A 17,679-nucleotide genomic window follows, 5' to 3' on the forward strand; every position below is an offset into this window, starting at 1 on the left:
TGCTTATTCAACAAAAAGACAAGGGTAACTACAAATTTAAAACCGAGTAAAAGCCTGTTGCAGAATTATATTTCATATCGATAGTGATTTGAAAATTTAAGTCGATTTGTCGCTATAAATAAGGGAGGTAATGGTAATAAATTTTATTTGTGCGTTTTTTATCGATAAAAAGCTAGGTGTAAAACGCACAATAGCTGCAAGTTTAGTTATTTTTGAACGTTTACTACGCGTTAGTAGTAATAAAAGGGAATATATAGAAAGAGTAATATACCTAAACGCGACTTAGAGAGTGATGAAAGTAGCGCTTAAACGCGTTTAGGGAGACAGAAACTTATTTAAAAGACTAGAAGAATGACCGTTATTGTTGTTGTTTTTGTGCGAGTTTAGGTAGGTCTCTTTTTAAACCAAGGGCTTGCTCTATTAGTTGTTTTTTAGCGGGTTTAATATTGTTAAGTAAACTCATGCCAATACCTCGCAGTAATTGAAACTCAGGTTGATTAACACTGAAGGTTTGTTTAATTGCTTCCATTGCCGCAATCATGTCAATGGCTTCACTTTTTCGATAACGTGCAAACGCTTTTAATTTTTTAGCATCTGCCACGGTTAATTTTTCGTGGTTTTCTCTTGCTGTACTCTCTGTTAAGGTTTGTGCTAAAGCGGCGGCATCTAATAAGCCTAAATTAACCCCTTGCCCTGCTAGTGGGTGAATGGTGTGTGCTGCATCACCAATTAGCACCATACGCTCTTTGGTAAAGTCTTGCGCTAAACGCATGGTTAATGGATAAGAAAAACGCTCACTTATTAGTTCAATTAGCCCTAGTTTTCCGTCAGTAGCTGATGTTAACTCTTTTGCAAAATCAATGGGTGGCAGTGCTGTTAAACGGCTTGCTTCTTCTGGTGATGTAGAGTAAACAATAGAGCAGGTATCACCGCTGTTAGGGAAAAGCGGTAAAATAGCTAAAATCCCGTCAGGCAAAAATACTTGCCATGCTGTATTGTTATGCCCTTGTGAGCATTTTATTGTCGCGACAATCGCATGATGATCGTAATCGCGATTAATCATCGCCACATCCATTTGTTTGCGTAACCAAGAGTTAGCCCCATCGGCACCTACCACTAACTTCGCAATAAGCGGGGTTTGCATGGTGTTGCTCACAGCGCTTGCGGAGTCATTAGTGCGTGAAACTGCTTCAAAGCTTGCGAAAGCTTCGCTGTCGCCAACGGCAATATTGGCAAGTTTGTTTTCGGTAAAAAAGCAGATCCCTTCATCGGCTTGGGCTTTGTCCCATAAAACATTACGAATAACTTTGTTTTCAATGATCCAGCCTAAATGCGCTTCGTTTGCAGAGGATTTATTTAGGTCCGCCACTGAAAAGTCTAGCTTGCCTAAGCCTGCTTTGTCCCAAACATGCATATTTTGATAAGCTTGTGTGCGCTCGTTAACAATGCTTGACCACACGCCTAAGTTGTCAAATAGCGTTTGGCTGGCAACATTAATGGCGCAAACGCGCACTTCTGGCGCTGGCGTTAATTCAGACAGAGGTAAAGTATCTGCGATTGCAATGGTTAAGTTGCTTGTTTTTCTTAAGGCAAGTGCCAGTGTTAACCCTACCATGCCAGCACCAACAATTAATACATCAAATTTTTGCATTTTGTTCTCTTAATTTATCAAGACCTATTGTCGGGGTAACTGTGTCAATCAATAACCCATTAATTTATTCACGAGTGGCTTTTTAATCGGCGCTAGGTAATTCATCACTTTTAAGCCAACATTGCGCCCAATAATTAATGGGCATAGATCATTCGAAAATAACGTCACTAGCGAATCGGTCAGCGCGATAACTTGTTTTTGATCCTGTTGACGCTTTTGCGCATATTCATTAAGTAAGGCAAAGCTGCCAATGTCATTATTTGCTTGTAAGCTTTGTTCAATCAGTTCAGCCATTTGCTGAACATCTCTTAAGCCTAAATTAAAGCCCTGCCCTGCAATGGGATGTATGGTGTGAGAAGCATTACCAATTAATACCATACGGTGATAGATTTGCTGGCTTGCTTGCACTAACACTAATGGATACACGTCGCGTTTTCCTACCTGCGTAATAGCACCTAACCAACTCCCAAAAGCATGCTCAAGTTGTTGCTTAAACTCTTGCTCAGGCAGCGCTAATAATACTTCACTTTGCTCAGGTAACATGGTCCATACTAAAGAGCAACGACTCTGAGCGTTTTGCTCTGAGCTTGATGCTTGCCTTAGTTTGGGCAGCGGCAACATGGCGAGTGGGCCTGAGCGAGTAAAGCGTTCAAAGGCTTTATAATTATGCGGCTTTTTAGTGGCAACATTGGCGATTAAGGCAACTTGTTGATAATCACTTTTATGGGTATGAATACCAGCTAATTGGCGACAAGGTGAGTTTACACCATCACAAGCTAATAAAAGGCATGCTTGTAATACTTGTTTTGAACCAAGTGTTACCGCAACCTTGCTGTGGTTAGTTGTGCTAGTTTGTGCTGCGGTGTTATCGGGCATTGACACGCTTGCTTGCCAATGAATATCGACAATGTGATCAGGGGTAAACCAGTGTATATTGCTTTTGCTGGCTAAGACTTTGAGCTGCGCTTTGCCGATTAAGGCCATTTCTACCACATAACCCAAAGCCGAAACACCATGCTCTTGTGCTGTTAAACGTGCTTTGCCGTAATGACCTTGGTCAGAGATATCTATTTTTTCTATTGCGCATGCATCACTTGCGAGCTGTTGCCATACACCCATTTTTTTTAAATAAGCCGCACTACCATGAGAAAGGGCTAACACTCGCGCATCAAACAAGGGGCTTCTTTTTTGCGCTAAAGCAGAGGTTGTCGTGTTATTTACCTGTGCTGAGCTTGTTTGTGCTGAGCTTTTTCCTGTTTCATTGCTTTGAGCTTGGTGTGTTTCGGCTATATTTGATTCAACGATGGCAATGGACATTAAGCTGCCGTCGGCTTTTTTCAAATCAGCTAAACTTAATGCCATTAAGCTACCCGATAGCCCACCGCCTGAAATGATAATGTCAAAAGTATGTAGCTTGTTTTTCATTCGGTTAATTAGCCATGAGTGTTTCAATATCAGCGATAGTTTCAGGACAACCTTGTGTTAAATTTTCACAGCCTTGTGCTGTCACCACGATATTATCTTCAATACGAATACCAATACCGCGCCACTGTTTATCAATCGTCGTATCATCTAGAGGCATATACAGCCCTGGCTCTATGGTTAATACCATGCCAGCAACAAACTCACGACATTGTGCTCTTTCTGTATTACTTTGGTAATCACCTACGTCGTGTACATCTAAGCCTAACCAGTGGCCTAAACCGTGAATAAAGTATTTTTTACAGGCTTTTTTCGCCAGTAACTCTGGTAAATTTCCTGACAAAATCCCTAAGTCAACCAAGCCTTTTGTTAAGTGTTCATTGGCAATAATATTTAATTCTTTAAAGCTTGTACCTGGTTTAATCGCTTTAATTACTATTGTTTTTGTCTCAAGCACTAATTGATAAAGTGCTTTTTGCGGCTCGGTAAATTTACCGTTAATAGGAAATGTTCGGGTAATATCTGCCGCATAACCTGAGAGCTCTCCTCCCGCATCTATCAGTAATAATTCGTTATTATTAAGGCGCTTATCGTTGTTAGTGTAATGCAAAATATTGGCATTATCGCCACCCGCTACTATAGTGGCGTAAGCAGGGGCACGCGCTCCGTGGCGAGTAAATTCATGGAGTATTTCATTTTCTATTTGGTATTCAAATAAACCGACTTGTGTTTTTTGCATCGCCCTTTTGTGCGCTAATACCGAAATATGGTTGACTTGCCGCATCAATTCAATTTCATTAGCACTTTTAATTAAACGCAGTTCATTAACTATCGGGCTTGCATCAACTAATTGGCTTGGCGCTTTAGCGCCTTGACGCGCGGCCGCTCTAACTTGTGCTAGTAAGTCAAATACTTGTTCAGTAAGTTTTGTGTTGTCAAAGGCAAAGTAAACCTGCGCTAAACCGTCTAAATATTGTGGAATAAGTATGTTTTGTTCATCCAGCGTAAAGCATTGGTCAAAACCGTAATCTCGACAGGCTTTTGCTTGCCCAATTCTTCGGCCATGCCACACTTCTTGGGCTGGGTTTTTAGCAAGAGAAAACAAAATGCTTTGTGTTACTTTGTCGCGTTTCAGTAACACCAACAATGCATCAGGCTCGTTAAAGCCAGTTAAATAAAAAAAGCTTTTATTCTGACAAAAAGTATATTCAGTATCATTACTGCGGGTCACTTCACTTGCCGCTGAGAAAAATGCGATGGCGTTGTCTGACATTTGTGACAAAAAAGCCGCACGATGATTTTTAAACTCACTTTTGGGTAAACTTGCTATCCCCGGTAATTCACTTTCTTTAACCATCATATTCTATTTTGCCGCCTTACTTTACTTTGTTGTGATTACGTAAATACTCATTGCCATTTATGCACCAATCCTGCTAGCTAGTGATTAATGCATTGTATTTTGTTCGGACGTTGTACCTTTTGATTTAGTTGACAAGGTTCCTAGCTCGCTAAAACATAATAAGGCTGAAATGCGAACATATTCATTTATTTCAAAATAAGCTTGTTCACTGGTTTCGTCTTCCTCCATTTCATCAGATAAATTAGCAATTTCAGCAAAATCAGCCAATATTTCTTTAATTTCTTCAGATACAACAGGGCTATCTTTTTGTTGTAAGCCAAAACCTAAGTTAAAACCTTGTACCCAAACGCTTAGGGCATGGCCACGCTCAGCAATAGAATCGTCGTCATCGGGTAACATTAGCTGAAAACCATAAGCATCATCAAGAATGTCTGTCCACAATTCATTAAATAGTTGTTTAACGGTTGATTTAACGCGCTCGGGTAGACCTTCACCGTTATTAAATAAATCATTCACCATGGCGATATAGTTGTTATCTTCACAGGCAAAACCAGCACAAATTAACCCGGTTAATACCCCATGAATTTCACTGGCGTGGGCTTTGATATTTTCAGTGGTGATATTGGCCTGCGCGCTAGCAAAATCTAATGTGTTACTTACTGTCATATTTTTACCTGAGCTTTTAGCGGGATGTTTGCTAAATGTTGAGTGAGTTAAATAAAGTACTAGGCTTTATCTTAACATTGCCCTAGTAAAAAGGCATTAAAACAACTTGATATTTTGCTAAAAAGTAAAGTGCTGATAGTAGGTTAGTAAGGTACACTAGCAAAACCGCCTAGACACATAAAAGATTTAAAATTAGCTCAAATCAGCAGCATATTTTCTTAGTATTTCAAGTGGAACAATTTCAAGTGCTTTAATATGTGTTTTTTTAAGGTAAACGCGCGGTGCTTTATTATCCATTTCTGCTTGTAACCACCGTGCTGCACATAAGCACCAAGTATCACCGGGCTTTATTCCTTCAAAGCCAAACTCAGGCATAGGGGTTGATAAATCATTACCTTTAAGACGAGAGTATTCTAAAAACTCTTCTGATGCTTTAATACTCACGGTATGTGAGCCCACATCTTGTTCGCAAGTGTTGCACATATTATCACGAAAAAAGCCCGTCACTGGCTCTCCCATATTTGCCTCAAGTGGCTCACCAAAGACATTAATTGACGCATCCATTTCCATTGTTTCTACCTTTATTTTTTCTATAAAATACTTTACTCGTAATAATATCAAACTACGCAGTTAAAGGCTAAGCCGCTCATTTTTTCATAAAAAACAGACAAAAAAAGCGGCTATTTACTTGCATCAACAGATCAGCGCAGTTATAGTGCAAGGCTAAGCATAAATTTATGCTATGTTGTTAAATACGCTTGGAAATTATATAAAATGGCTCAACGTACAGTTGAAATCAATGTTATTGACCGTAAATTCAAAGTCGCTTGTCCTATTGGGCAAGAGAGTGCTTTATTAGGTGCTGCTGCTGAGTTAAGTGAGCGATTATCTAGTGCTAAAAATAGTAAGTCTGTTTCCAGCCCAGATCAAGCCTTAATGATGACAGCTTTAAACCTTGCTAACGATTTATTAGCAGTAAAACAGCAACTTGAGACAGAGCAAGAAGAGAACAAAAAAAGAATAGCGCTGCTCCAATCAACCATTGAACAAGCATTAGCCCCAGTGACTAAAAAACAAGCTTAATACCTTTGTTAGAACGCCCTTTTTAACAAGCCCCACTTAAACACTAACCTTGTGTATACCACCTCGCATTACTCTTTTTACTTTTACCAAAAATTAAAACATTTATCCTTTAATATGGCTGATCCTTTGCCATAAGGTACTTGCTACAGGACCAAACAAGCGAGATTTTAACTTTATCACTTGGTAGTTCAGCGCTACTGCAGTAACAAAGTCGTTTAACTTTATTGTCGTTAGCGTGCCTAGTTTTAATTCGTTTTCAATCATATACTCTGGTAAACGCCCCCAACCAATGCCACTCATAATTAATGTCTTTTTGGTGTTAAAGTCATTAACATACCAGCAGCGTTGTCCGGTTTGTACGCTATAGTTCACGCCTTGGCTTTTTTGTCCTGAGTCTTGTACAACAATTTGATATTCGTCCTTTAACTCTTCAACAGAGGTTAAGTGAGGGTGACGAGCTAAAAATACCGGTGAGGCAACATTATATAAACTTCCTTGATAGAGCTCATTAGCTTCATAGTCTCCTGATTGTAGTGCTAAATTATCAATAGTGGTTAATGCGAGATCTGCTTGCTCTGATTTCACTGCTTCTAAAGCACCATTAATATATTCTTGTTTAAGAATCACTTGCGTATGTGGAAATTCATGGCGTATCACTTCAAGTACGGGTAATATTCTTTTTAAATCATAAGAGGCTTCAATGGCTAAAGTAACCGCTGCTTCATTGCCTGTAGTTAAAAAGGAAGCCAGTTGTTTTATTTGCTTAGCTTCATTTAGTAAACGCTGGGCATGTTGGTAGATTTGCTTGCCGTTGTCAGTTAAGACTAAACGATAGCCTTGACGGTTAAATAACGGTAAACCTAGCTGCATTTCTAGTTGCTTTAACCCCTGACTAATAGCAGGCTGCGTTTTAAAAAGCACTTCACTCGCCCCCTTAAGACTGCCTAACTCTGCTACCTTCACTAGCATTTTTAATTGCTCTAATGTCACTTGTTTTCTGCCATATAATTTTTTATTAAACCTTTTAATTAAAGCAACGACCTCGATGTGAGCAATGCATTAAATAATAGACTAACCTCATAAAGTTAAACTGTCTGCTTACACTAAACTAACCACTTAAGCCAAAGCATCTAGTTAAGCTAAAGTTAACAAGTTATAAATAAACCTTCAATATTAATTAACTTATATTGCGGTAATATAAGCACCAGATCGGTAAATAGTACTAACACATCTCACACATAAACCTACGGAGAAAGAGATTGAATAATACACATACAACTTATGGCTACATGAGCATTTTTCTACATTGGTTGTCTGCTATCACTATTTTTGGTTTATTTGGCTTAGGCTATTATATGGTTGATTTAACCTATTATAGCCCTTGGTACAAACCAGCACCTGATTTACATAAAAGTATTGGCTTAGTATTTTTTGCTGTGATGCTATTTAGAATACTATGGCGGTCAATACAAATAACACCCGCTAAACTCGCAAGCCATAGTAAGTTTGAGCAACAGGCGGGTAAGTTAATCCATTATATACTCTATATATTGATCTTTACTATTATGCTAACCGGGTATCTTATCTCGACCGCTGATGGCAGAGGTATTGAAGTATTTGGTTTAATAACTATGCCCGGCTTTGGTTCTTTTATTGAAAACCAAGAAGATATTGCTGGCTTTTGGCATAAATGGTTAGCCTATTTACTGATAGGGCTTTCAGTATTACATGCATTAGCAGCATTAAAACATCACATTATTGATAAAGACAACACATTAAACAGAATGATTGGCAAACGCCAAAAAAAGGAGATTACAGATGAAAAAACAAATAAGTAAAGGGGTATTAACCTCAGCAGTTACATCAGCATTAATACTTGCCTCATTTATACCAACGGCCAATGCCGCTGACTACATTATTGATACAGCAGGAGCACATGCTTCCATTAACTTTAAAATTCAGCATTTAGGCTATAGCTGGTTAACCGGTCGTTTTGATAAATTTGACGGTAACTTTAGTTATGATGCCGATAATATTGAAGCGTCAAAAATTAATGTAAATATTGACACAAGCAGTATTAACTCAAACCATAGTGAGCGCGATAAGCATTTAAAAGGTGGTGACTTTCTTGAAGTAAATAAGTTTGCTAATGCTAAATTTGTCAGTACATCTGTTACCGATAAAGGGAATGATAAGTTAGCGATCACTGGTAACCTTAGCCTACATGGTGTGAGTAAAGAAATTACAATCGACGCAACTAAAATTGGTGAAGGTAAAGATCCGTGGGGCGGCTACCGTGTTGGCTTTAGTGGTACAACAACACTAACACTTTCTGACTTTGCCATTAAAATGGACTTAGGCCCAGCGTCACAAACTGTACAATTAAACCTTCATATTGAAGGGATTAAACAGTAATTGCTAAAGCGCTGTTGCACATTTTACAACGGCTTCAATGTGTCAATATGATAAAAGCTCAACCTGTATTGGTTGAGCTTTTATTTTACTAGCCACTCATTATCGGATAATCATGCTAGCCAATTGCGTGGGGTTAAATAATAATTTAACTTAGCTTCTGCGCTTTCTTCAGCGGCTTGAAAATTATATTCCCAACGTGCTAAAGGCGGCATTGACATTAAAATAGACTCAGTTCTACCGCCTGATTGCAAGCCGAATAAAGTGCCTCGGTCAAACACTAAATTAAATTCAACATAGCGACCACGACGATATAACTGGAATTGTCGTTGTTGTTCACTATATTCATCATTTTTACGACGATTCATAATGGGAATATAGGCATCAATAAAACCTTGCCCTACTGCCTTTACGTAATCAAAACTTTTTTCAAAGCCCCAGTCATTCAAGTCATCAAAAAATAACCCACCTACCCCACGTGTTTCGTCACGATGTTTAAGATAAAAGTATTCATCGCACCATTTTTTATAGTCACTATAAACATGCTCACCAAAAGGCTGCGATAAGTCATGCGCTACTTGGTGCCAGTGCACTACATCTTCATCTACCGGATAAAATGGCGTTAAATCAAAGCCACCACCAAACCACCAAACAGATGCTTCACCCTCTTTTTCAGCAATAAAAAAACGCACATTGGCATGAGAAGTAGGAATATGCGGGTTTTTAGGGTGAATAACTAAAGAGACACCGCAAGCTTGCCATGTTCGCCCGGCCAGTTCGGGTCTATGGGCTGTTGCTGAGGGAGGTAGTTTATTACCTGAAACAATAGAAAAGTTAACGCCGCCTTGCTCTATTACTGAGCCTTGAGTCATTACTCGCGTACGGCCGCCACCGCCTTCTTCGCGCTGCCAATTGTCTTCAATAAACTTACCACTGCCATCGGCTTGCTCTAACGCTTGGCAAATACGGTCTTGTAGGGTTTTAAAGTAGTCAATAACCTGTGATATTTCAGGCACTTCATTGGTAGTATTTAGGGGGTTCATAAAGCAAGCGGCATCCATCTAGACAATAAATAATTAACGCTAATTGTAACACCATTACGATTATTTTCATTACCCTAAACTACTTATACCTTGTTGTATTTTCCCAACCTTGCCGTTGGCATTAATAACTTTAAACTTTAAATCTCTTAGGGAATAAGGTCGATAACCACTAACCAAGTTAAAGCGTTCAATCACAGTATGGTGAATAATAGGAATATGCTTTGACTTAACATCGTTTACATTCACCCTAACTAAGCGTGGTGCTAGGGTTGCTGCATTAGCGTTAGTGCGTACTTGACTATGTAATGTACCATCAAGCAAAGGCTTAATATTAAGATCATCAAGGCAAATAGTATCGCGCGCCCCAGGTACTTTTAGCCCGTCGTAATCAATTTCGTTGCTGTTTTGTATGGTTAATTCATCTTGCACATAATTTAGCATAAATTGCAGGGTCACATCTGATAAGCCGTCAAACCAATAACTACCGCCAATATCAGAATGCACACCAGCAAACCAAATTTCGGTCACGCGTTGGTCAAAATTAAACAAGGTTGGTTGAAATAGTATTCGTTTTTCATCTAACGAGAGTATATGCAACGCTTTTTCAACATGCGCGCCAAGGGTGCCATTTTCAAATACAATACCACTGGCTGGAAAAGTATCTGGGTTTAAATCAAGCGAGCCTCGTGTTGCTGCAACGGTATCAAAAACACCGATAAATTTAACTTCGTAAGGAAGGTGGGCAGCAAACATGCGTGCTAGAGCGGCTCCCCGACTAAAACCAAAAATATAAATACTGTCGCCTGCTGAGAAGTTTTTACTTAAGTCAGTCCGCGCTTCTTCAAGGATGTCATCCATGTCACCATAAGGTGGCGCAAACAGTGAGTTAAATTTTCGTTTTAACCAATTACCGCGCGTACCAACACCGCTGTAATAAAAACTGTGTTGATCACTTAGTTTACTATTTTTAGCATTCTTGGGATTCAGTGTACCGCCAAAAAATACATGCAGCTTTAATACGTTACTAATACTGGTGTCTGCAAAAAAATCTTCACTGTCTTGCGGTGAGTTGCAGGTGCCATCAAAACAAAAAATTAGTTTTTTCATAAATCACCTTCCCTTTGAATGACTACTTTTTTAACTACTCTGCTTCTGGTGCGCCGTTAATTGCCAAATCACTGCTTAGTAAACGACTTCGCTGCGCTTCTCTTTAACGGTTAGTATAAAAGCTCGATTAATACAAGTTTTGTATCGCTTTGAGCCAACTTTTAGCTATAGCCCACTAGTCAAGAGCCCTGTGAGACTGATAGAATTAACACTATTGATTTTACGAAATTAGGATATGGGGATTAAACGATGGGTAGAGCTTACCAAAACCGAAAATTGTCTATGGCAAAAACTGCAGGTGCAAAAACTAAAGTCTATTCAAAATACGGTAAAGCGATTTACGTTTGTGCTAAAAATGGTGGTATAGACCCTGATGGTAACCTTGCTTTACGTGGTTTAATTGACCGAGCAAAAAAAGATCAGGTTCCTGCGCATGTTATTGATAATGCAATAAAAAAGGCATCAGGTACCGGCGGAGAAGACTTTGTTGAAGCACGCTACGAAGGTTTTGGTCCTGGCAACTGTATGGTAATTATTGATTGCTTAACCGATAACGGTAACCGCACCATTAAAGATATTCGCCAATGTTTTACTAAAACCAATTCAAAGGTTGGCTCTTCAGGTACGGTTTCGCATATGTTTGATCAACAAGCTATTTTTGCTTTTAAAGGCGAAGACGACGAAGCTGTGCTAGAAAACTTAATGATGGCTGACATTGATGTTTCAGACGTTGAATTAGAAGACGGTATTATTACGGTGTATGCACCGCATACTGAGTTTTTTAAAATCAAAACAGAATTTGCTAATTCTATGCCAGAATATGATTTAGAAGTTGAAGAAATCAGCTGGGTTCCTCAAACCTATATTGACATTGAAGACGAAGAAGACATCGCCAATTTTGAGAAATTTATTGCCATGTTAGATGATTGTGATGACGTACAAAACGTTTATCACAATGCTGAAATTAAAAATGATACTAAAGATGATACTTAAAAGTCTTCAGCAACCTCAAACGTCATTATTTCTTTAGTGACCGGATGGCTCAACGTTAACATTTGCGCATGCAGATGTAAGCGTTGAGCTTTTTTATCACCATTATTATTACCATATAAGTCATCACCTAATATTGGCGTATTTAAGCCTTGTGAGTGGGCGCAATGCACTCTTAATTGATGCGTTCGACCTGATTCAGGATACAAATACAGTTTGGTTTTTCCATCAACCTGGCCAATAGACTCCCAATAGGTTGTCGACGCTTTCCCTTGTGTAAAACACACTAATTGTCTGGGTCTATCGTCTAAATCACCTCTTAATGGCAGGTTAATTTCGCCTTGCTGTTGCGTAATTTGATTTTCTAACAGTGCCACATAACGCTTTTTAATGGTGCGATTAACAAATTGCTGTTGAATATTCTTTTGCGCACGTTTTGTTAACGCTAATACCATAACCCCCGAAGTAGACATGTCTAATCGGTGAACAATTAAGGTGCCTGTTGCCGCTGGAAACTGCGTTTTTATCCGCAAATAAACAGAGTCTTCAATATGCTTGCCTGGCACAGACAAAAACTCATGGGGCTTATTCACCACCACAATAGCGTTGTCTTGATAAATAATATCTAACGCTTTACCTGCTGCTGGGTTAACCAGTAAAGGGTTATCATCGAGCGCGATACCTTCAAGCATATGCGCCAAAATTGGCTGACATTTACCAGAGCATGCACCATAAAACTTTTTATGTTGACGTATTTCAGACTTAGGCGCCTGCCCCCACCAAAACTCAGCCATTGCTAACGGTTTTAATTGGTTCTTAAAAGCATATTGCAATAGTTTTGGCGCAGCGCAATCGCCCGTACCCGCGGGGGGGATTGGAAAGCGAGTATCTTGAAACAAGGCGATTAAATCTTTTTCAATACCTGCACTATTTAACATGCGATATTGCTTAAATAGTTTTTTTTGCAACCGGATTGACAGTGTTTTTCGCTTGTTTTTAAGCGTTTCAATTGCATCAGTTAATGCAGTGAGTTTTTGTTGCGCTTGAGTAATCACTGTTTGCCAATGCTGCTTTAAGTGTTTTAATTGATTTTTATCATTCACACTTTGGCTTGCTAACGCTTTGAGTTGTCGAGCTAATTCATCATGAGTAAGCTCTTTCCTTATTTGATTACGTTTATCTTTGCGTATTTTTCTATTAACTGCCATTTCAGTGTGTTGCTTGGCTAACTGCTCTGCTTGCTGATTAACTAATGTGGCAATTTCTCGCTTATAGGTTTTAAGTGTTGGGTTATTCAATAAAGCGTCTAGCTCGGTATTTATACGATTAATAATAGCACTTTCATCATGGTACCAATCGGCCCGCTCATCCAACTCAAACACCGATGGGACAAATGTAATGGGGTTGTCACACAGCGTTGTCACGCTCGTAAGCTTACCCGAAAAGGCCGCCAGATAACCGATTTCACCTTGCGTATTTTCTACTACCAACACACCAAACATTTTACCTTGTTGTTCCAGCGCTTGTTGAAGCTGGGAGTGTTTTTCAAGTTTAGCTTGTAATGCTGTTGCCGCTAATTGGCATAACGGGTGCGGTTCATAGCAATATGGGAAGGTAAAACGAGCCGGTAAAGTATAATCTTTTATATTCTGCTCGAAAGAATTAAAGCATGTTTGCGGGTTAATCATAACTTTCCAAGGTAATGTTTACGTTTAAATGCTGTTTGTAGCTAACAGCTATGTTAGGTTAATTTTACCTGATAGCGGAAGATAAGTCCGTCATTATATCGGTAGCACATGCTCGACATTCTGACAAAAAACAAAAACATAATAATTACTCAAATCAGTGAATTTTTCACACGCTTACTACCCAGCCAGTAAGGCGTTAACGCCCTTTATTTAATTACTTTACCTCCTTGGTTTTTATAGAAAAAGGTTGTAGAGTTAAGGCCAGGTTATTCATTATCTAAATTAACGGCAATCTTCAAGCTCACCATTATGAAGCTGTATTTTACTTAAACAGTTGCGTTGGGCCTAGCTATACTATTTACTTTAACAAGATTAAAAATAAGGATAGTTTTATGGGGCAAAGTCATAATCATAAGCACAGCCATAGCCACTGCTATTCTCACGCACATGACGGTAAGCTCAATGTTGCTGTGTTGATCAATATACTGCTCACCCTAGTACAAATAGTAGGTGGGCTTGTATCAGGCAGTTTATCGCTTATCGCCGATGCGCTTCATAACTTAAGTGATGCTGGCGCAATTGTTATCGCGATTGTGGCCAGAAAAATAGCCCGAAAACCCGCCAATGATAAAATGACTTATGGTTTTCAACGTGCTGAAATTATAGGCGCATTAATTAACAGTACAACGCTTATTCTTGTTGGCTTTTATCTTATTTATGAAGCTGTTACTAAATTTTTCAACCCCGAGCCTATCGATGGTTGGATTGTTGTTTGGATTGCAGCGATTGCCTTAGTGATTGATACGGTAACCGCTTGGTTAACCTATAGAACGGGTGTTAAGAACAATTTAAATTTAAAAGCCGTTTTTATTCATAATATGTCAGATGCTTTTGCCTCGGTTGTTGTGATTATTGCCGGTACCTTAATTATTGTATATCAATGGTATGTTGTTGACATAATCGCAACTATTGGTATTTCAATGTACGTGATTTATCACGGTTTATCATTAGCGAAGCAGTCCATTAACATTTTAATGCAAGCCGTACCCGATGATATTGACATTACCGAGTTATGCACGGTCATTGAATCACTCCCTTGCGTAAAAAAGGTGAATCATATTCATGTTTGGCAACTCGATGATAATCAAAAATTATTAGAAGCTCACATTACACTCACATCAGACAACATTGATAATGGCGTAATGCAAATTAAAAAAGTGCTTGTTAACCAATATGATATTAAACACTCGACCATAGAAAGCCAAATTGATGGCCAAGAACTATTAACTAACTGTTATCAGCAATAACTCTTTTATATTATCCGTTAGTTAAGACAAAGAATTTAATTTTTTGCCGTTGTTACCTTATCAACTAAGTACATAATTGACTGGTAATCAATACCAGAATGTTGAGACAAACCTATTTCGCAAGTTCTGCTATTGCTATAGCCTGCGGTACAATTTTGCGGAACTTGCGCTTTTAATGGGGCAAGCGCATTCGCATTAAGCTCTGGCGTGGTAAAGCCTTTATCACCGGCAAAACCACAACATTGAATATGCTCAGGAATGATCACTTGGCTGCTACAACGCTCTGCGAGCTGTTGCATTTGCGCTGCTAAGCCCATTTTGGTGCTAGAGCAAGTAACGTGCAACATAATAGGCTCATCTATGGCGGTAAAGTGTAAGTGACTTGCCAGAACATCTTCAATAAAACCTACTGGCTCATATAAAGACAGCCCTGCTATTTGATCTTTATTGTCTAATAACATCGCTTTACATGGGCTAGTGTCAATAATAATGGGGTATTTTCCCTGCTCGCTCAGTGTTGATAAAGCCGTTATCAAGGCGCTACGCTGTTGCTCTGCTTGTGAGAATAATCCTTTACTATTAAAGGGCATACCACAACATTGGCCGGTAAAATCAGGGCTTATCACTTCAAAACCCGCTTTTGCAATTAACGACAAAGTCACTTGCGTTAACGAGCGTTGATCGCTCGCGGTCAGTGATTGCCCCATGCTGCGGCTTGAGCAACTAGGTAGGTAGACCACTTTCCCCCTAAAATGATGTTTCTGGCCATTAAGCTCACTTTGTTTAATCTCTTTAAGCGGTTTATAACGTGCTTTTTGTGGGAAGTATTGATTCCACAAAGGTATTTTTTTCATCGATAATTGACTAATAGCGCCGCTCAGGCCGCCCATCACGTTATTACCCAATAAGCGATGACTAATGTTAGCCGCTGCTAAAGTAACTTGGGTGGCTTTCTCTATCGCGCTAAAATTATTCGCCATTAGCTTAGCAAGCCCTTGACGGTCTTGATTCTTATTATGACGCAATGCACGAATAAGGTCGCCAGTATTAATCCCCACCGGACAGCGCTGTGCACATAATCCTGTCGCGGCACAGGTATCAATGCCTAGGTAATTAAAGTCTTGATTAAGCTCGGCTAATAATTGTGGGTTTTCGTTAGTAGCGGTTAAGCGGCGAATTTCACGATACGTAGTAATACGTTGGCGCGGGGTAAAGCTTAAGCCATTAGATGGACAAACCGGCTCACAAAAACCACATTCTATGCATTTATCAATAATAGTGTCTGCCGCAGGTAATGCTTTTAAGTTTTTAATGTGGGCTTTAGTATCATCGTTAATAATAACGCCAGGGTTAAGTAAGTTTTCTGGGTCAAACAACTGCTTTATTTGTTTCATTAACGCCAACCCAGCTTCGCCCCACTCTAATTCAACAAAGGGCGCCATGTTTCTTCCTGTACCGTGCTCAGCTTTTAATGAGCCTTGATGTTCAATAGCAACAAGTTGGCAAACATCTTCCATAAAGTGCTGATAACGATTAATTTCTTTTTGTGTTGAAAAGTCTTGCGTAAATACAAAGTGTAAATTTCCGTCTAGCGCATGGCCAAAAATAATCGCTTCATGATAATGATACTTTTTAAACAATGTTTGTAGATCAGCCACGCCGTCAGCGAGACGCTCTACAGGAAAGGCAACATCTTCAATGATCACCGTAGTGCCTGTTGCTCGCACTGCACCAACCGCTGGAAAAGTACCCTTTCTGATTGCCCAAAGTTGCGAATACTCTCGCGCGTTACTGGTAAATTTAATTACATTTGTTTGCTCAAAATTTGCCAATAGTAATTCAAGTTCAGTGACTTGTTGCGCTAGTAATTGAGCGCTAGCAGCACAAGTCTCTATTAATAAAGCGCCCACATTAGCATCAAGGGTTTTAATAAAAGCAGGCAAACCCTTCATATCGCTAGCAGAAGCTAATGCACGTCTGTCCATTAACTCTACTGCGGAAACATTTGCTTTAGCTAAGGCTGAAACGGCATGACAAGTAATTGCCATTGACGGAAAAAATACTAAGCTAGACGCACGGTATTTATGCTCAACAACCGTGTTATAGGTAATTGATGAAATAAACCCTAAGGTACCTTCAGAGCCAACCATTAAATGGGCAAGCATATCGATAGGGTCATCAAAATCAATTAATGAATTAATGGCATAGCCGGTCGTGTTTTTTAACCGGTACTTATGGCGAATCAATTGATGTAACGCTTGGTTGTTACAGGTGTTTACGGCAAGTTCTTTCAAGTTAGTAAGGAGCGCACCATGGGTTAGTGTGAAGTTAGCAACACTGGTGGCATTGCCTGTATCTAACACAGTACCGTCATGTAACACCACGCGAATACTGTCTAGCGTATGGTAACTATTTTGTGCTACACCACAACACATACCGCTGGCATTATTTGCGGCAATACCGGCAATTTTACAGGTGTTGATTGACGCTGGATCAGGCCCTATTTTTCGCCCGTAAGGTAATAAATATTTATTGGCATCGGCGCCAATAACGCCAGGGCCTAGTTTTATTTTTAGCCCTAAATCTAGTATTTGATGCTCGCGCCAGTTATTCGTTAATAAAATAAGAATAGCGTCTGATTGTGCTTGCCCTGACAAACTGGTGCCTGCAGCTCTAAAGGTTATTGCCAACTTGGCTTTCGCTGCTTGTTGCATTACTTTTATCACTTCATCTTCTGTATCAAGTATGAGCACTAACTGTGGCACTAAGCGATAAAAGCTAGCATCTACCCCATAAGCGAGTCGTTTAGCGTAACGGGTAATAATTCGCTGTTCAGGTAAAAAGTTCGCCAAGTTATCCACAAGGTTTTTATAAGGTAAAAGCAACATAAAGACTCTCTATTTAACGAAAAATTCTCAAGAAAACAGACCGACTTCCTTATATAACCCTA

Annotated in this window: 15 protein-coding genes; 5 read left to right on the forward strand and 10 right to left on the reverse strand. The window is 39.4% G+C overall.

Annotation, left to right across the window (positions count from 1 at the left end; translation table 11 throughout):
* Positions 1-358 precede the first annotated feature (358 nt).
* From AC0UA9_RS04220 to AC0UA9_RS04240, 5 genes are all read right to left on the reverse strand, one after another.
* Positions 359-1,651: an FAD-dependent monooxygenase gene (locus AC0UA9_RS04220; protein WP_475657457.1), complete on the reverse strand. Its 1,293-nt coding sequence runs from the start codon at positions 1,649-1,651 to the stop codon at positions 359-361.
* A 48-nt stretch (positions 1,652-1,699) separates the two neighbouring features.
* The gene (ubiH, locus tag AC0UA9_RS04225; protein WP_475657459.1) at positions 1,700-3,076 is read right to left on the reverse strand and encodes a 2-octaprenyl-6-methoxyphenyl hydroxylase; all 1,377 of its coding nucleotides are present in this window, start codon (positions 3,074-3,076) and stop codon (positions 1,700-1,702) included.
* A 4-nt stretch (positions 3,077-3,080) separates the two neighbouring features.
* On the reverse strand, positions 3,081-4,403 hold the full coding sequence (gene pepP / locus AC0UA9_RS04230) for a Xaa-Pro aminopeptidase (RefSeq protein WP_475657590.1): 1,323 nt from the start codon (positions 4,401-4,403) through the stop codon (positions 3,081-3,083).
* Between the two features lie 114 nt (positions 4,404-4,517).
* Positions 4,518-5,099 (reverse strand): UPF0149 family protein, encoded by a 582-nt coding sequence (locus tag AC0UA9_RS04235; RefSeq protein ID WP_475657462.1) that lies wholly within the window; start codon positions 5,097-5,099, stop codon positions 4,518-4,520.
* Between the two features lie 192 nt (positions 5,100-5,291).
* Positions 5,292-5,669, reverse strand: coding sequence for a DUF2237 family protein (locus AC0UA9_RS04240; RefSeq protein ID WP_475657464.1), 378 nt, complete (start codon positions 5,667-5,669; stop codon positions 5,292-5,294).
* A gap of 204 nt (positions 5,670-5,873) precedes the next feature.
* Here AC0UA9_RS04240 and AC0UA9_RS04245 point away from each other — a divergent pair, with 204 nt between their 5' ends.
* On the forward strand, positions 5,874-6,182 hold the full coding sequence (locus tag AC0UA9_RS04245; protein ID WP_475657467.1) for a cell division protein ZapA: 309 nt from the start codon (positions 5,874-5,876) through the stop codon (positions 6,180-6,182).
* A gap of 102 nt (positions 6,183-6,284) precedes the next feature.
* Here AC0UA9_RS04245 and AC0UA9_RS04250 read toward each other — a convergent pair whose 3' ends face one another.
* The gene (locus AC0UA9_RS04250; RefSeq protein WP_475657473.1) at positions 6,285-7,172 is read right to left on the reverse strand and encodes a LysR family transcriptional regulator; all 888 of its coding nucleotides are present in this window, start codon (positions 7,170-7,172) and stop codon (positions 6,285-6,287) included.
* 269 nt (positions 7,173-7,441) lie between these two features.
* Here AC0UA9_RS04250 and AC0UA9_RS04255 point away from each other — a divergent pair, with 269 nt between their 5' ends.
* A complete protein-coding gene (locus AC0UA9_RS04255; RefSeq protein WP_475657476.1) occupies positions 7,442-8,020 on the forward strand; it encodes a cytochrome b in 579 nt (192 codons plus the stop codon).
* The gene (locus AC0UA9_RS04260) at positions 8,001-8,597 is read left to right on the forward strand and encodes a YceI family protein (RefSeq protein ID WP_475657478.1); all 597 of its coding nucleotides are present in this window, start codon (positions 8,001-8,003) and stop codon (positions 8,595-8,597) included. The genes AC0UA9_RS04255 and AC0UA9_RS04260 overlap by 20 nt, the downstream gene beginning before the upstream one ends.
* Positions 8,598-8,707: 110 nt before the next feature.
* Here AC0UA9_RS04260 and hemF read toward each other — a convergent pair whose 3' ends face one another.
* Together hemF and AC0UA9_RS04270 are read right to left on the reverse strand one after the other, a co-directional pair.
* The gene (gene hemF, locus AC0UA9_RS04265) at positions 8,708-9,637 is read right to left on the reverse strand and encodes an oxygen-dependent coproporphyrinogen oxidase (protein ID WP_475657481.1); all 930 of its coding nucleotides are present in this window, start codon (positions 9,635-9,637) and stop codon (positions 8,708-8,710) included.
* A gap of 69 nt (positions 9,638-9,706) precedes the next feature.
* Complete coding sequence (locus AC0UA9_RS04270; RefSeq protein ID WP_475657483.1) at positions 9,707-10,744, reverse strand: phospholipase effector Tle1 domain-containing protein; 1,038 nt, start codon at positions 10,742-10,744, stop codon at positions 9,707-9,709.
* A gap of 249 nt (positions 10,745-10,993) precedes the next feature.
* Here AC0UA9_RS04270 and AC0UA9_RS04275 point away from each other — a divergent pair, with 249 nt between their 5' ends.
* Complete coding sequence (locus AC0UA9_RS04275; RefSeq protein ID WP_475657486.1) at positions 10,994-11,737, forward strand: YebC/PmpR family DNA-binding transcriptional regulator; 744 nt, start codon at positions 10,994-10,996, stop codon at positions 11,735-11,737.
* Here the strand turns inward: AC0UA9_RS04275 and AC0UA9_RS04280 are convergent.
* A complete protein-coding gene (locus AC0UA9_RS04280; RefSeq protein WP_475657489.1) occupies positions 11,734-13,422 on the reverse strand; it encodes an RluA family pseudouridine synthase in 1,689 nt (562 codons plus the stop codon). The genes AC0UA9_RS04275 and AC0UA9_RS04280 overlap by 4 nt on opposite strands.
* 392 nt (positions 13,423-13,814) lie before the next feature.
* Here AC0UA9_RS04280 and AC0UA9_RS04285 point away from each other — a divergent pair, with 392 nt between their 5' ends.
* Positions 13,815-14,729, forward strand: coding sequence for a cation diffusion facilitator family transporter (locus AC0UA9_RS04285; RefSeq protein ID WP_475657493.1), 915 nt, complete (start codon positions 13,815-13,817; stop codon positions 14,727-14,729).
* A 35-nt stretch (positions 14,730-14,764) separates the two neighbouring features.
* Here AC0UA9_RS04285 and AC0UA9_RS04290 read toward each other — a convergent pair whose 3' ends face one another.
* Complete coding sequence (locus AC0UA9_RS04290; protein ID WP_475657495.1) at positions 14,765-17,617, reverse strand: FAD-binding and (Fe-S)-binding domain-containing protein; 2,853 nt, start codon at positions 17,615-17,617, stop codon at positions 14,765-14,767.
* Between the last annotated feature and the right edge of the window lie 62 nt (positions 17,618-17,679).

Source organism: Colwellia sp. F1 (assembly GCF_056238625.1).